Genomic DNA, 15,682 nt, shown 5'->3' on the forward strand with positions numbered 1-15,682 from the left:
AAAGCGGTGATACAATTCATCAATAATAACGTAAGTGGTCAAAATAAAGTCTTCAAAAGTTGCAATAATCGTGGTATTATTATTATGAAACTTCAACATGATGATGCCCTCTTTCAAATTTGTGTGTCCTACAAATAAGATAGCACATTTTGTTGAAGTTTCTTTATATTTTATTTTATCCTGAATTATTCCATAAAATAAGAGCGTTTTCCGATCTGATTTTCGAAAAACGCTCATTTATTTTATCTTTGTAATCTCATCCCTGGAAATCTCCGGAATACTTCACATAAGCATCTGCACAAAAACTCTGCGCGGAAGCCAATGCTGCATTTGCCTCGCTTTCGGACTGATATATACCTGCTGTGACTACATAAAATTTTTCTGGATTAAGGTTACTCCAGTCTGTTGTGACAAATACCTGTGCATCATAGCCGCTGCTTCTCATGCTTTGCGCATAAGCATCTGCATCCTCTTCGCTTTTGCCTCCATAACACCAGATTCCATAAAATGGAGTAGTGGCACTCTGCTGTGCAGGTTCATTTTGTCCTGCAATTGCATCCACATTATAAGGTGCAATTTCTCTTTCGAGTTCCAGCGTATCGGGATCAATCTCTGCTCCTGCAAGGAATATTCCATTCTCATCATATAATCCCATACTCACCAGCCAGCGACCTCCGGCTTCCCAATAAAAAGGCTCTCCGGCTTCGCAGCTTACGATAATCTCATCTGGAACTCCCAGAGATTTTTTTAATGCGGCAATCTGTTCTTCTGAGAACTGCGTATCTGCCTTTACTGTATAGTCATAAAATGGAATTTCTACAAGTGCCGATTCGAATTTATTCCATTCTTTTTCTGTGATGGTTTTTGTACTTTCGTTTTTATCTGGCTTCTCGACGCTATATGCATACTCCCGGTGATATTTCCCGTCGGCTCCCTGTACATCAAGACTCTGCCTGTGTATGCATATCCTCTGTTCTACAGTATCTTTTAACTGATAGATTTTATATTTTTTATGGTCAGCCAGGCGCATGTATACTACAAATACATTTTTATCTGGTATATAATACATCTCACCTTCTCCACCATTCTGCCAGTTTGTCATAGAACCATCTGACTTTACTTCACCGTCTTCATATCTATAAAACAGGTATCTGTATGCATTATCGCTGTCCATTCCCCGCACGATCAGTTCTTTCGTTTTGTCATTATTGATATCATAGGCAGCATACATTACCATTCCCAGATCTTCTACATCTGAAAAATTTTCTCCGTTTTCCAGAAATTTCCGATATGCCTGCTCCTCTTCTGAATCACCAAGTTCCAGGTATTCATCACTGTCTGAACTTTCTACTGTCTGCTGAGATGCATCTGCTGCCCATACGCAATTTAAGGAAATGCCCGCTGTACATATTCCCATGACAGCTGCCATGAGCAAATATTTTTCTTTTGTTTTCATCGCTTACTCACTCCGTATAAGTATTCCCATTCTCATCGGTCCAGGTGCCGTCGCCATTGTCGGTATAGCCCACGCCATCAGAATCACAGTAATAATAATCACCGTTTGTGGTCTGTTTTACATCAACGCTTCCGCTGCTGCTCTGGAGTTCATGATGTTCCAGCTGATTTCCAAAGTTATAGTCTTCGTCATTCCAGGTCCTGTAGGAATTGCCGTATGCGTCTGCCCAGGTGCCGTCACCCTGATAACTGTAAATAAATCCAATTTCATCAGAATAGGTTCCGTCCCCATTGTCCTGGAGCACCCTTGCATCATTCTCATCTTCTCCCGGGGCTACGATGGATGCCACACCGGAAGCACTGCTGAATCCGCTGGTATATGGCACGCCTGCTGGCAAATGTGCGTAGTGGTCGATATTATCGGTGTTTTCACCAGTGTTCCCGGAGTCTGTGGAATCCGTATTGTCCTGCACGCTGTCTTCCGTTGAAGGACTTACAGAATCTGTCGTTGTCTCTGATCCTGTCACAGCCCCGGCAGTGCTCTCCATCCGATTGCTGGCATTATCCTGCAAGTTCTCTGCCACGCCAGAAACGTCTTCTGCATTTCCTGCGCCAGCCTGTCCATCAGAAATCGCCGGAGCATTCTGCATATCCACCAGTTCCGAAAATGGGGCAAAATCTGGATACGGTATGTCATCATCTGCCGCTCCATCAGAATTACCCTGAGCCGATGTACCCGTCCCCACTGGAAGCGCTGAAACCGTGAATGCCAGGTTCCCACCAACAAGCATCAATGCCAGCAAAACACCCGGCAAAATTCCTCTCTTCAGCTTCCTGATACTCATCATATACAGAATCCTGTCTTTGAACACCATTCCACTGTCATTGAGACTCGCCGTCACATACGGAATCCTGTTTTCCATTGCAACAGTTCGAAGGAGCAGCTGTCGGTAAAGCCTGTGACCGCTCTGGTTCACCCGATGAATCACCGCAGTATCACACAGATTTTCAATATCCTTATCTGCCTCTTTCAACATGATAAGCAGAAATGGATTAAACCAGTAAATCGACGCGCAGATCCGAAGAAGCATCTTGTACCAGAGGTCTCTGTGGACATAATGCGTCAGCTCATGATAGAATACGAGTTTTCTCTCTTCCGCAGAATAACCGGTTGCCGGAAGATACAGTTTCGTATGAAAAAGCCCCGCAAGAAGCGGTGTAGTAAGACCTGCATTCTGTCTCAGTTCCGGCATCCTGCGGATCCGTTTGTCCCTGCACACTTCCCTGTACATCCGAAGACTTACCGGATCAGTAACCGGAAGGCTCATTCTTTCCAGATTTCTTATCGAAAGATGATACGCCAGAAATTCTCCTGTCAGTTTCAGAACCGCCACGATAAGCCAGACTGCTACAAAGATTCCTGTTGCCATTTCCATCCATTTACCAGTTTCATATACGGTATGGATCTTCTGTCTGGAAAAATCCTGATCCTGTATATTTCTTTTCTCCGGATGCATGGTTTCCTGCTGTGAAATATACTGTCCGTTTTCTGGTACAGTTGCAGAAATATCTTTTTCCTGCACAGCAATCCTGTCCGGGCTGGATTTCTTCAGCTGCAGATCAACCAGCGAAATGCTGCCCGGAACCCTCACCGGAATGAGAAGGCTGACTGCCACAAACAGCCATATGAAATATTTCCACCTTGCGGAAACTCTACCCTTGAGTGGAACCGCCAGCAGTCTTACCAGCAAAATAATGACCGCTGCAATAATATTCAGCTTCAGGATATGCAAAACCAATACTTCCACTGTCCGTTATTCCTCCCTGTCATCCAGCTCCTTAAGAAAATCGCTGAGATCCTGGATTTCTTCAGAACTGATCTTCTTGCCCTGATAAAGTGATGTCACAAATTTCTTAAGTGAATTTCCATAAAGTTTCTCAAGGACACTGCGGCTCTCATGTGCCTGATAATCCGTCTGAGAAACCAGCGGTGTATACAGGTTCATCTTGCCCTGCTTGGTCACTTCTACGAAATTTTTGGCTTCCAGTCTAGTCAACAATGACAGGATCGTTGTCGGAGCAAGGTTTTTCTTCGTGTTGATCACCTTTTCGATCTCCGGTCTCGTCATTGGCGGAGTGCCATTCCACAGAACAAGCATAATGTCGAGTTCTGATTCCGGAAGCCTCTGATATGTTTTTTTCACTTCTTCGCCCCTCTCTGTCATCAATTTTCTACAAACGTAGGAATAACTTTATTGTATCACATCCTCCCTTAAATACAATCATTAATTCATCTCATTATAGCTGTTCCCGTTCTCATCACTCCAGGTTCCGTCGCCATTGTCTGTGAATCCTGTACCATTGTCATCGCGATAATAAAAATCGCCATTTGTAGTTTCAGTAACAGTCACACTGTTGCCGTCTGCATCTTCCAGAACATGCTGTCCCAGCTCTGCACCCATGTAATGTGTATCATCATTCAAAGCCTGCCAGGTCTTTCCGTTTTCATCTGTAAAATAAACCTCATCATCAGTCGTATAGACGGTGCCGTCATCGCCGACATATTTGCTGCTGTAGTCTGAATAGATGGTTCTCTCTACAGAAACGGTGTTTCCCTCGCTGTCATACAGCGTCAGATCAGCTGTAGAAAGAATATCAGAATCTTTACTGCTGTCTGAAGAATCAGAACTGCCGGAACCGGAATTGCCTCCTGTTGTATCTGTTGAAGAAGAACCTCCATCCGTATTCTTGTCAGAAGATGTGGAACTGCTGTCTTTCGATGATCCGTTATCAGAAGATCCGCCTTTGCCATCCTTCCCTGTCAACGTAGGATTTCCCGGATAGGAAATAGATTCCACCATTTTTCTCACTTCCCCAATATCATCTGCATCTCTGGCATATCCTACCGCCATATACAGGCTGTTCCCTTCTGAAAAAATCGTCTGATAGCATGCTTCATAGGTATCATTACATTTCGCAACTCCGATTTTGGCATCGTCCAGGGCATATTTGTAAATGTTCACATAATCGCTTCCGTTCGTGAAACTTGCATATGCTCCTTCCGTGTGGGCATCCTCCCAGTCCGAATTCACCGGCTGCGGATAAAAATCTCCGTTTTCCGCCGCCATAACGCTTCCTGCTGAAAAAATACTCAATGTTGCTGCTACCATAAGTGCCATGATTTTTGCTTTTCTTGTTTTCATAATGGATGCTCCCTTTTCTGTGTTTATTTTCTACTTTTGTAGAAGTTGATTGTATTCTACATCTGTAGAATGTATGTGTCAATCCTTTTTTCTACAATTGTAGAAATATTTTCAACAACCATCGCAGCAACGATATATCATCTATGTACAGTAAAAAAAATCCACTGTAACATCCTCCGCTCACAGTAAAAACAACTGCCGGATTCTGCTACAGTGGAAAAATCACACACCTGATATTTTATTTTTCTGAAAGATCACATTCCCTTTGCTTTCTTCACGCACTCTGTCTGTGCCTCGATCACTGCACTGCGGAAGCCTTTTTCTTCGAGAACACGGACTGCCTGGATCGTGGTTCCTGCCGGGGAGCAGACCATATCTTTGAGTTCTCCCGGATGTTTGCCGGTCTCCTGCATCAGTTTCGCACTTCCGAGTACGGACTGTGCGGCGAATTTGTATGCCTGTGCTCTCGGCATTCCATCTGCAACTGCTGCATCTGCCATTGCCTCAAGGAACATGAACACATACGCCGGAGAGCTGCCTGAAACGCCTACGACGGCGTCCATCAGATGCTCCGGGATCACCTCTGTCTTGCCGAAGGTGTCGCAGAGTTTTACAGCAAGTGCAGTTTCTTCTTCTGTGATCAGTTCATTGACACAGAGGGCTGTCATTCCCTCTCCGACCATCGCCGGAGTGTTTGGCATGGTACGGATGACTTTTGTATTTTCGCCAAGGCGCTCACCAAGCCACTGCAGAGTCTTGCCCGGCGCGATAGAAATAAAAATCTGTCCAGCCTTTACACTGCCCCTGATCTCATCCAGAACGCCCTCCAGAAACTGCGGCTTCACTGCCAGAAAAACAACATCCGCAAAATCCACCACCTGCGCGTTGTTATCTGCCTTCCGGATGCCAAGTTCCTTCTCGATCTTCTCGCGGGTCTTGTCTGACTTCGCAGAAGCGATCATATCTGATGCTTCCACCTCTCCACTTTTCAGAATTCCCTTTAACATGGCTGTCGCCATATTTCCACAGCCGATAAAACCAATTTTCATGATAATCTTCCTCCTTGTGTGAAAACATAGTTAAGTTGCTCTGTCGCTTTACAAAATTACAGCGGCATTTTCTTTATCATACCTGTTTTCACACCAAAAGTAAAATACTAAATTTCTCTCATTTCTCGTCGGTCTCAATCACACACTGATATTTCCTGCTTTTCTTGTCATAGCTGATTCCCACCAACAAAATATTTCCTGTATACTGCCGGATAGATGCAGGATATTTTTTGTCTTTGATCTGCTGTAGTGCAGTTTCTGCCTTTTTGTTCCATTTCAATTCCACTACCAGTGCTGGATAATCTGTGAGATATTCTGGTTTGGGAAGATATACAAAATCTGCAAAACCTCTACCTGTCGGAAGTTCACGAACTGGTTTGAAATAATACTGTAAAGTACTCAGATACGCGATGCTCAGCACACTGCTCAAAGTATTCTCGTTATTATACTGAATTACTGAAGCATATCCCATGTGGATTTTTTCGATTGCTTCTGCCACTGCTGCTTCGTCCATATCAAGTGTTGCTTCAAGAAGATCCATTGACTGCTGCTCAAACTCCAGTAACTCATTCCACTTTTTACGCTTTGTTGCTGCAAGAAACTCCTGACGGATTTCCTCATTCGGGATAAAAGTCCTTCCCCGTGTCTGATCATATGCAAGATATCCGAGATGGATCAGATATGTGATCACATCATCCCGGTCTGCAAAACTTACCGTATCATTTTGGAATGTACCCGTATCAACCTCCACAGATGAACCTGAAATCATTTCAATGATCGCCGTTTTCAGTCCGTCAAAATCCATGTTGATCAGTGGGACCACCAGTTCATAACTCGCTGTCTGTGACCAGTAACTTCTGAAATTTCCTCTCTGCATAACATTTACTACAGCCTTCGGATTATAAATCTGCTGGTCGTCCAACAGATATCCGTCATACCAACTTTTGACTTTTTCAAAATCTCTGTGATATTCCGTGCATAACTGTCTGACTTCCTTCTCTGTAAACCCAACAAACGGAGCCAGTATCCCTGCATCAAGCATTGTAAATTCATCAAAATTATTGAGTGCAGACTGTGTTTTTAATTTTTTTATTGGAAGGATTCCTGTCATATATGCAAGTGCAATGTATCGCGTAGGCTCCGTTCCCTTGAACATTCCTCTGAGAAAATTGATGTATTCTTCCTGCACAGCGATATTATCTGCTTCATCTCTGATCAGGACATCCCATTCATCAATGATCACAATAAATTTATTTCCTGTTGCCGTGTTGATTGCTGACAGTGCATCCGGAAGAGATTTTATTTCATCAGGCACAATATCCGGATAAATGGACTTTAATTCCCGGATCACCTGTGCGCTAAGAAAAGCCACCACGTTTTCAGGCCCGCCCGCCGGCTCCAGACACCACTGGATGTCAAAATGCAGTACATCATATTTGTTAAGATATCTTTTGAAAGAATCCTTACCGCTGATCTGTAAAGGAGAAAACATCTCTTCTGAATCACAGCCTCTGCTGTAATATGCCGTAAGCATATCTGCCGTAACAGATTTCCCAAATCTTCTCGGTCTGCTGTTACAGATAAACGCCTGCTTCGTACCGATCACTCTATTCGTATAGTCCAGAAGTTCTGTTTTATCCACATAAATTTCTGAATCAACCGCTGTCTGAAACGCACTGTTGTCAGGATTAAGAAATCTTCCCATATTGCTTTTGCCCTTTCTGATGCACATTCAACTGCCTGTTCCTCTGCCTTAAGTCTTTCAGATTCCAGTTCCAGAACTTTTCCTCCCATAATATCACCTAGCCCTTTCCGAACCTCGTCTTCTTCACGGAAAATATAGTCCGCAATCTTTACAATCAGTTCCGTCAGATCTGTATACAGTTCCGATCTTCCTGTTTCTGTCAGCTCCTTTTCCAGATTTACCCGGATTTCTTCATATTCGTTTAAGAGTGTTTGAAATAATTCCGGATTATTATTAAAATCATGTCCTTTTTTCTCATATCGCATAATATAAAATGGCAACAACATTAGCAGATTCTTCTCAAAGATGCTGTCTTTCGTATAATCAGTCATTTTTATAGTCGGTACGGAATACATCATCAAAAATCGTATTATTCATATAACACTCCTTTTGTATTTTCATTATAGCATTTTGACAAGTTTTATTAAATACTTAATGTATTTTCATCTTTGGAATCAGTGGCAGATATTGCCTGAAAAATTACTTATTAGAATATTTAGATTACTGTTTATGTTCTATACTATACACCACTTACTTTCATATAGCAAGTCCAATTTGGGCAGTTACTTAGAAATGATAGACTAGCAAAAAGGCGACGGATCATCGGGATCGCGCCGCCTTTTTTTCTTTGGGTTATTTGAAGTGTAATGTTTTGTGGTATTTTGCGTATTGGTCGAGAAGGTCGCTCCATTTCTGGCCTTCTGGTTTGGTTTCGTTGTTGTTGTAGTTGTCTTCGCCTTTGAGCTCGTCCATATACTGGATATAGTCCAGAATGTAGATATCGACGGTGGAAATGTCTCTGTCCTGGATTGCGAAGATGTTGCAGTTTCCGACAGAATCGTTGTATGGAAGTTTATTTCCGTTGGCATCGAGGGCTACCATGAAGCAGTCGCTGTTGGAGCCTTCTTCGTAAAGTTCATTTACGGTCAGTTCGTATGGGGTGCGAATCACGGATCTGAGGCCGATGCCTGCATCGTTTATGTCGTTGAGTTCCATGACTTCGGTCTGGGAATCGTCTACTGTGACCGGGATGTCGAAGCTCCAGTCACCTTCGTATTTGTAGTAGCCGGCATCCGTTCCATACTTTGCAAAATCATCTTCTGACCACTGATAATCTGTTTCCAATCCCCTTACCTTCGTGATATCCAGGTGCAGGTTAAAGGTGTCCGGAACATCAATAGCTTTGATATATTTCTGATATTCTCCACCACGCTCAGACACTTTATTATTAAACTCTTCCAGCAGAGCATACCCTTCATCTGTCTGATCATCCAGATCTTCCAGTGTGATTCCCATCTCATCCAGTACCTGCTGTGTCATTTCGTTGTATTTCTCACTGTATTCCGTATAATCTTTCGCAGCCTCTGCCAGATCATAGCGAAAAATGCACGCATAAGTATTGTCATCCAGGAACTGGCCTTCTACCTGACCATCGATTACCGGACTGGCCTCCGTATTAAAATCTACGCCGCCGGTCATGTCCAGATCTATAATTGGTGTGCCACTTTCTGCTCGGGTTTCCGTCTGCGGAAATGGAGTGTCGCTTTTAAACTGCATGGTCACATAGACTGCCTGACTGTTCGCAAATACTTCGGAGCAGGTGATCGTCAGGCCGTCTGCTGTTTTGGTGTAGGCTGAGTCTCCTTTTGCTGTTGCGACCGCGGCATTTGTGTCTGCTACAGTTGCACCTATTTCCTCCTGTCCTGTTGTATTATCTTCTGCCCACTTTCCTTTCTCTGTTTCGGAAACGGCATTTCCGTTTTCTGCTATGTTATTTCCTTCTGCATCAACTCCGTCAACAGCCTCCAGTGTCGTCGCGTGGTCTGCGAAATCTCCAAAGAAACTTACATTATTCTGCAGCGTTTCAAAAAGTCCCCCCACAACCGGGATATTTTTTGCCATGACAGGATCTGTCATGTAAAATACAAAAGCAATGAGCAGCACTGCTGCTGCGCCGCCCGCGATCCTGCCGCCAATTTTCATCCAGTGGTATGGATCTTTCGGCGCCTTTTTCTGCACTGCGGTATTGTTTTCGATCAGACGATATGCCTGATTGATCCGCTCATGTACGATCACCGGTATTTCTGTATCTTTCTGAAGTTTTTCCTGAAAATCTTTTTCGTTATTATTAAAAGTCATCATCAAACACGTCCCTCCCTGACCTTATATTCATACATCTGCGCAATCTGTTTTCTGCCACGTTGAAGGCGGGATTTTACGGTGCTTTCCTTCATGTCCAGGATGTCACTGATCTCGCGGATATTGAATCCTTCCATGTAGTACAGAAGGATCACCAGACGGTACTTGTTATCCAGCGGTTCCAGCACCTGTGCCCATTCCTTCGCTGCATATTCTTCCTCATAAAAAGGCGTCTCCGGCATCTGGTCGGTGTATGTAACCTGCTTCTTTCTCTGCAAAATATCTTTGCATTTATTGATCAGAATCCGTATCATCCATGTCTTGAAATACTTGTTTTGCTTGAGACTTTTGAGATTTTCATAACAGGAAAGGATGGTATCCTGGATCGCATCGGCAGCATCTTCATCGTTTTTGAGATAGGAAAACGCAACCTTATACATGCACTGCACCTGTTCATCCATAAGCCGGCAGAATGCATCTTTGTCGCCTTTTTTGGCCTTTCTTATCAAAAATTCATTCATCATCTTCTCCATTCTCCTGTCTCTGACCGGTCATCAGGAAATGCGTTGTAAAAGCTTTTTTGTTTTTGTGCTTCTACTTATTAGACACAGAAACTGCCAAAAAGGATGCAGGTTTTTTGGAAAAATTTCCTGTTGAAAAAAACATATAATATGACATACAGCAGGACAATCCATCCCCATTCCACAATCAAGACTCAGGGAGCCCACAAAAAAAGAGGAATCCTTCACACGAAAACTTCCCCACCTGAAATACCAGGAGAAATTTTCAAAGGATTCCCCACACAACAAAATTCACATCAACCACCCAGCCCAGGGTGTGCAGAGGGACTGGCGAAGTCCCTCTGCGGTTTTAAATCCCAAGATTCAAAAAGATTACCCAATCTTTTTAAATCACATGATCTTTCTAAACAGATCCTTCAGATCCTCCACACTCGCATCCTTCGGGTTACCCGGTGCACAAGCATCCGCATGTGCAGATTCAGCGAGGAACTGCAGATCTTCCTCTTTAATAGCCTCCAGCTTGGTCGGAATTCCCACATCAACAGAAAGCTTTCTAACCGCATCAATAGCAGCCTTTCTATATTCCTCCTGAGTCATAGAATCCACATCCTTCACACCCATTGCACGAGCGATCTCACGATACTTCTCTCCAGTGCATTCCTGGTTATATTCCATTACGATCGGAAGCATCATAGCGCATGCAACACCATGCGGAGTATCATAAACAGCACCCAGTGTATGAGCCATGGAATGTGCGATTCCAAGACCTACATTTGAGAATCCCATACCTGCGATATACTGTCCAAGAGCCATTCCCTCACGACCTTCTTTGGTATTTTCAACAGCTCCGCGAAGAGATTTGGAGATCAGTTCAATCGCTTTGAGATGGAACATATCTGTCATTTCCCATGCAGCTTTTGTGGTATATCCTTCGATTGCATGAGTCAGGGCATCCATACCTGTAGAAGCGGTCAGTCCCTTAGGCATTGAAGACATCATTTCCGGGTCAACAACTGCGATGATCGGCATGTCATGCGGGTCAACACATACAAATTTACGTTTCTTTTCTACATCTGTGATAACGTAGTTGATGGTAACTTCTGCTGCTGTTCCTGCTGTTGTCGGAACTGCAATGATCGGTACGCAAGGTTTCTTTGTCGGTGCTGTACCCTCCAGGCTTCTTACATCCTCAAATTCCGGGTTTGCGATGATGATACCGATTGCTTTTGCAGTATCCATGGAAGAACCACCACCGATTGCAATGATATAATCTGCACCGGATTTTTTGAATGCAGCTACACCATTCTGGACGTTCTGGATGGTCGGGTTTGCTTTGATATCAGAATAAATTTCGTATTCCAGACCCTCTTTTTCAAGGACATCTGTTACCTTGCTTGTTACGTTAAATTTGATCAGATCCGGGTCAGAGCATACAAATGCTTTTTTGAATGCATGTGCTTTTGCTTCGTTTGCGATCTCTGCAATTGCACCTGCTCCGTGATAAGATGTTCCGTTTAAGTTAATTCTATTTGCCATGATAATTACATCCCTTTCTGCGTCGCTCACGCCTTAACTTTGTTATTATCTTAACAATAGTTTTATAAAAAAGAAAGTTACAGAATCCAACAAGTGTAACGTTTTCTGTAACTTTCGTGATTTGTTCTAAATTTATGCATTCATATTCAGTAAAAATAACCAGATATGTCTTTCCTGTTTATGGAAACATTTCTGTAACGCCTGTATTTCCAACATTTTTGAAGTTGTCAGTTCAGGATCTCAAGCCTCACAAAAATCTCTGCAAGCTTCTCCGGCATCCCATCTACAATGATAGATGCCAGTTCTTCCGGGGTACATGTCACCCCTCCTGTCACCCATTTGACAGTCATATAAATAGAGCTTTGGCAGTACATTTCCAGCAGATAATGGACGTTTTCGCCCGGTACTTTGCCAGTTTTTTCACGAATTAAATTTTCGTAAAACTGTAAGATCAGCTCGAAATCATGCTGTCTGAGGGAATTCTGTTCGTCATAACGAAACGCTGCCGCAAAAAATGTCTGCTCTTCCTGAATATAAGTAAACTTCTTGACCAGAGCATCATAGACCGTCTTTCCACGTCCCATATGTTCAAAAGATTTCGTAAGAAGTTTGTCAAAATACCAGTTGATCAGGTCGTATTTGTCCAGAAAATTCCTGTAAAAAGTCTGTCTCGTAAGCTCACATTTCTCTGTGATCTGCTTCACTGTGATGTTCTCTACAGGAGTTGTCTGCATACATTCTTTCATGGCCCGTGCCAGCCGGTATTTGGTTTTTTCTCCCTTTGTCAGATCTCTCTGGTTGCCTGTTTCAGCCATTCTTTTTCTTCCTCATCTAAGTATGGTGATATGGTCGTATATACTTTCTGATGGTAATCATTCAGAAGTTTCCGCTCACGTTCTGTCATCTCTTCCGGGTTGATTCCCTCCAGATCAAATGGGACCATTGTCAGTGGTTCGAAGCACATAAACTGCCCGAAAGATGTCTTTTCTGCCTTTTTGCAGAGGACAAGATTTTCGTGGCGGATCCCGAATTCATTTTCCAGATAATAGCCAGGTTCGTCGGAGGTGATCATTCCTTCCTCAAGCACCGGTGCCGGATTTCCCGGAAGGTTTTTCCAACGGAAGCTGTTCGGTCCTTCGTGAACATTCAGAAGATAGCCTACCCCGTGTCCTGTGCCGTGGTTATAATCTTCACCCAGTTCCCAGAGCGGTCCTCTGGCAAGATAATCGAGGTTTAAACCTGTGCATCCGTACTTGAATTTCGCCGCTGCCAGGTTCAGATTTCCACGCAGAACTGCGGTAAAAAATTTCTTTTCTTTGGCTGTGACAGGTCCAAGAACAATGGTTCTTGTGATATCTGTTGTTCCTTCCAGATAATGTCCGCCGGTATCTGCAAGCACCATTCCCCTGGCCTCAAGCGGGATGTCTGTCGCTTCTGTCGCGCTGTAATGTACGATCGCAGCATGCGTTCCATATGCAATGATCGGATCAAAACTGTCCCCCAGAAAGTGCTCCTGTTCGCTGCGGAACTGGTATAATTTCTCCGCTGCGCTCAGTTCTGTAATGGTAGTTCTGGTGACGTTTTTCTTGAGCCAATAGATAAATTTAGTTACTGCGATACCGTCCTTAATATGTGCAATTCTCTCGTTTTCCATCTCTGTTTTGTTCTTGACTGCCTTCGGAAGAAGAGTCAGATTTGGCTCATCCAGAATCGTCACTTCAGATGGAATATTACTTACGAGACGGCTGTTGACATTCGCCCTGGAGAGCAGAACTTTCTTATCTGAAGAGATGGTCTGAACATAAGAATAGACATCATCGTATGGGTAAATTTTTACCCCATCTGCTTCCAGATTACTGCGGATCTCTTCTGAAAAAGCTGCTGCATTTGCGTATAATCTCAATTCATTCTCCATCATTACAAGGTAAGAAAGAACCACCGGACAGCAATGGATATCGTTACCGCGGATGTTCAAAAGCCAGGCGATATCATCGAGGGATGTGAGGATAAAAGTGTCGGCTTCTTTTGCTTTCATCTGCTCACGGATCTCTGCGATCTTATCTGCTCTGGACTTGCCGGTCCATCGGATATCCAGTTCCATGACCGGCTCACAGGAAAGAACCGGACGGTCTTCCCAGATCTCGCCGATCAGGTCATCGTTTACAGAAAATGTGATATGTTTTTCCTGCAGAAGTTCCTGCAATTCTTCCGCTTCCCTCGCACTTACGGTACGGCCGTCGAAGCCAAGACACATGCCTTCTTGTAATTTATCGTTCAGAAACTGATGCACGGTCGGAACCCCTGGCTCGCCGGATTTGAACAGTTCTATTGTCGTATCGCGGAGCTGATCCGCTGCCTGGATAAAATAACGGCCATCGGTCCACAGGCCTGCCATGTCCTGTGTGATAATGGCAGTTCCTGCGGAGCCGGTGAAGCCGGTGATATATTTCCTGCATTTGAAGTAGTCACCTACGTATTCCGATCCATGGAAATCATCTGTTGGTACCAGATAGGCGTCTATCTTTTTTTCTTTCATAAGAATGCGAAGGGCGTTTAATTTTTGTTTTATAGTCATTTTTTTCTATGCCTCCCTCATAACATGGGGTGTAAATTTTATAAATTTACTTTAAACAGGATATATATATTTGTCAAGAGAGGAAGGGTACTTCCCTTGGACCCGTTAATTTGCATTGACCTTTCTTGTCAGGGCGGGATGCCCTGGGGGGGATTTTTTTATATTGGGATATATGAAAACCTCGAAGGGACTTGCCAGTCCCCTCGCCACCCCTGGGCTGGGTGTTTGACGGAAATTTTGTCTTATGTAGTGCCCTTTGAAAAATTCTCCTGGTGTATCAGGTCGGAAGATCTTTGTATAAATGATATCGCAGTATATAAAAATAACAGGATTCTTCTCTTTCGCATGGAGAAGATATCCTGTTATTTTATCATACTATTGGTGAGTTGATTTGTATTAGTATAACTCTAAGCTAGTGTACTGTATCATTGACATTTCGCTAAATAACTTGCCTGTTTTCCCATCGAACTGCGTTGACTTCGCCCAACGATGCCACCGCATCGCCTCGTTCAGTCGCCTTGTCGATGAAAAAACATTCTGCGTTATTTAACTGAAAGTCAATGAGACAGTACACTAGGTCATCCATTTTAAAACTCTTCATTGGTCAGAATCTAAAATACTATCTTCCAAGCCAACCATCTCAAGAGCATTTATTGACTTTAATCTGGCTTGCTCATTCTACAGTCATCCATTTTTCCAAAATTCTGTGGTCTTTCAAATAAATTACTTCTTACAGAGTCATTTCAGCACCCAATTTTCGTTGGTTTCCAGACGACTTACTTCCCACGTAGTCATTCTCACTCCCAATCTTCGTTGGTTTCCAGACGACTTACTCCTCACGTAGTCATCCCAATACCCCCGCGCCTTTCGCGCCAGCGAAACAGCCCTAACAGTTAGCGTCAGCCCGTTCTGTCTTGATGCACCAGGCGTGGCCAAGTAGGGGGGGCTGAGGGGGAGCTTCGGCCTTCGCAACTTCGAGATGCTCCCCCTCAGGGTTTTCATATTTTACAAAATATCATTTTCCTTGCTTTATAAAGCAAAACCAAACCTTTTACAATCCGCTTTTATTAGAAAAGTCCAGTGATCTTGCCAGTCTCATCAACATCAATACGTTCTGCAGCAGGTACTTTCGGAAGACCTGGCATCGTCATGATCTCGCCTGTCAGGGCAACGATAAATCCTGCACCAGCAGAAATCTTAAGATTACGTACAGTAACTTCGAAGTCTGTCGGAGCCCCAAGCTTGGTCTGGTCATCGGTCAGGCTGTACTGTGTCTTAGCCACACAGATCGGGCAGTTGCCAAATCCAAGAGCTTCCAGCTGTTTCGCCTGCTTCTGCGCATTTGCAGTAAGAACTACTCTCTTACCGCCATATACTTTCTGCACGATCTGGTTCAGTTTATCTTCGATAGATCCTTCCAGTTCATATGCATAAGTAAAGTCGTTTGGTTCTTCTACGAG

13 protein-coding genes and 1 pseudogene are annotated in these 15,682 nt (G+C 43.7%); all 14 read right to left on the minus strand.

The annotated features are described in order from the left end of the window. A pseudogene (locus tag WMO75_RS16150) lies at positions 1 to 237 on the minus strand (hypothetical protein); the annotation flags it as partial. Positions 238 to 256: 19 nt separating this feature from the next. Then, positions 257 to 1,456: an SPOR domain-containing protein gene (locus tag WMO75_RS16155; protein WP_227222954.1), complete on the minus strand. Its 1,200-nt coding sequence runs from the start codon at positions 1,454 to 1,456 to the stop codon at positions 257 to 259. A 7-nt stretch (positions 1,457 to 1,463) separates the two neighbouring features. Further along, the gene (locus tag WMO75_RS16160) at positions 1,464 to 3,263 is read right to left on the minus strand and encodes a M56 family metallopeptidase (RefSeq protein WP_349078512.1); all 1,800 of its coding nucleotides are present in this window, start codon (positions 3,261 to 3,263) and stop codon (positions 1,464 to 1,466) included. Between the two features lie 6 nt (positions 3,264 to 3,269). Beyond that, positions 3,270 to 3,659: a BlaI/MecI/CopY family transcriptional regulator gene (locus WMO75_RS16165; protein ID WP_118699150.1), complete on the minus strand. Its 390-nt coding sequence runs from the start codon at positions 3,657 to 3,659 to the stop codon at positions 3,270 to 3,272. 81 nt (positions 3,660 to 3,740) lie between these two features. Beyond that, positions 3,741 to 4,658 (minus strand): hypothetical protein, encoded by a 918-nt coding sequence (locus WMO75_RS16170; RefSeq protein WP_349078514.1) that lies wholly within the window; start codon positions 4,656 to 4,658, stop codon positions 3,741 to 3,743. Positions 4,659 to 4,912: 254 nt separating this feature from the next. Continuing rightward, the gene (proC, locus tag WMO75_RS16175) at positions 4,913 to 5,707 is read right to left on the minus strand and encodes a pyrroline-5-carboxylate reductase (protein WP_118699152.1); all 795 of its coding nucleotides are present in this window, start codon (positions 5,705 to 5,707) and stop codon (positions 4,913 to 4,915) included. A 118-nt stretch (positions 5,708 to 5,825) separates the two neighbouring features. After that, the gene (locus tag WMO75_RS16180) at positions 5,826 to 7,412 is read right to left on the minus strand and encodes an AAA family ATPase (protein ID WP_118699153.1); all 1,587 of its coding nucleotides are present in this window, start codon (positions 7,410 to 7,412) and stop codon (positions 5,826 to 5,828) included. Next, entirely contained in the window at positions 7,310 to 7,738 is a 429-nt protein-coding gene (locus tag WMO75_RS16185) for a hypothetical protein (RefSeq protein ID WP_147399636.1), read from the minus strand. Before WMO75_RS16185 ends, WMO75_RS16180 begins: the two co-directional genes overlap by 103 nt. Positions 7,739 to 8,084: 346 nt before the next feature. Continuing rightward, entirely contained in the window at positions 8,085 to 9,593 is a 1,509-nt protein-coding gene (locus WMO75_RS16190; protein ID WP_349078517.1) for a DUF4179 domain-containing protein, read from the minus strand. Continuing rightward, the gene (locus WMO75_RS16195) at positions 9,593 to 10,111 is read right to left on the minus strand and encodes an RNA polymerase sigma factor (protein ID WP_118699177.1); all 519 of its coding nucleotides are present in this window, start codon (positions 10,109 to 10,111) and stop codon (positions 9,593 to 9,595) included. The genes WMO75_RS16190 and WMO75_RS16195 overlap by 1 nt, the downstream gene beginning before the upstream one ends. 390 nt (positions 10,112 to 10,501) lie before the next feature. Then, the gene (gene fucO, locus WMO75_RS16200) at positions 10,502 to 11,647 is read right to left on the minus strand and encodes a lactaldehyde reductase (protein WP_022213896.1); all 1,146 of its coding nucleotides are present in this window, start codon (positions 11,645 to 11,647) and stop codon (positions 10,502 to 10,504) included. A 227-nt stretch (positions 11,648 to 11,874) separates the two neighbouring features. After that, the gene (locus WMO75_RS16205) at positions 11,875 to 12,462 is read right to left on the minus strand and encodes a TetR/AcrR family transcriptional regulator C-terminal domain-containing protein (protein ID WP_022213895.1); all 588 of its coding nucleotides are present in this window, start codon (positions 12,460 to 12,462) and stop codon (positions 11,875 to 11,877) included. Further along, positions 12,432 to 14,222, minus strand: a complete 1,791-nt coding sequence (locus WMO75_RS16210; RefSeq protein WP_349078520.1) for an aminopeptidase P family protein — start codon at positions 14,220 to 14,222, stop codon at positions 12,432 to 12,434. Before WMO75_RS16210 ends, WMO75_RS16205 begins: the two co-directional genes overlap by 31 nt. A 1,067-nt stretch (positions 14,223 to 15,289) precedes the next feature. Then, positions 15,290 to 15,682, minus strand: a 393-nt coding sequence (locus WMO75_RS16215) for a formate--tetrahydrofolate ligase (RefSeq protein ID WP_349078522.1), incomplete at its 5' end; no start/stop codon positions are given.

Origin of the sequence: Blautia intestinihominis (genome assembly GCF_040096655.1) — a bacterium.
Taxonomy (GTDB): domain Bacteria; phylum Bacillota; class Clostridia; order Lachnospirales; family Lachnospiraceae; genus Blautia_A; species Blautia_A intestinihominis.

What these genes read in the sequence shown, in the direction of transcription:
- WMO75_RS16155 (WP_227222954.1), bottom strand. Translation starts at nt 1,456, where the DNA reads ATGAAAACAAAAGAAAAATATTTGCTCATGGCAGCTGTCATGGGAATA.
- WMO75_RS16170 (WP_349078514.1), bottom strand. Translation starts at nt 4,658, where the DNA reads ATGAAAACAAGAAAAGCAAAAATCATGGCACTTATGGTAGCAGCAACA.
- proC (WP_118699152.1), bottom strand. Translation starts at nt 5,707, where the DNA reads ATGAAAATTGGTTTTATCGGCTGTGGAAATATGGCGACAGCCATGTTA.
- WMO75_RS16180 (WP_118699153.1), bottom strand. Translation starts at nt 7,412, where the DNA reads ATGGGAAGATTTCTTAATCCTGACAACAGTGCGTTTCAGACAGCGGTT.
- WMO75_RS16185 (WP_147399636.1), bottom strand. Translation starts at nt 7,738, where the DNA reads ATGTTGTTGCCATTTTATATTATGCGATATGAGAAAAAAGGACATGAT.
- WMO75_RS16190 (WP_349078517.1), bottom strand. Translation starts at nt 9,593, where the DNA reads ATGATGACTTTTAATAATAACGAAAAAGATTTTCAGGAAAAACTTCAG.
- WMO75_RS16195 (WP_118699177.1), bottom strand. Translation starts at nt 10,111, where the DNA reads ATGAATGAATTTTTGATAAGAAAGGCCAAAAAAGGCGACAAAGATGCA.
- fucO (WP_022213896.1), bottom strand. Translation starts at nt 11,647, where the DNA reads ATGGCAAATAGAATTAACTTAAACGGAACATCTTATCACGGAGCAGGT.
- WMO75_RS16205 (WP_022213895.1), bottom strand. Translation starts at nt 12,462, where the DNA reads ATGGCTGAAACAGGCAACCAGAGAGATCTGACAAAGGGAGAAAAAACC.
- WMO75_RS16210 (WP_349078520.1), bottom strand. Translation starts at nt 14,222, where the DNA reads ATGACTATAAAACAAAAATTAAACGCCCTTCGCATTCTTATGAAAGAA.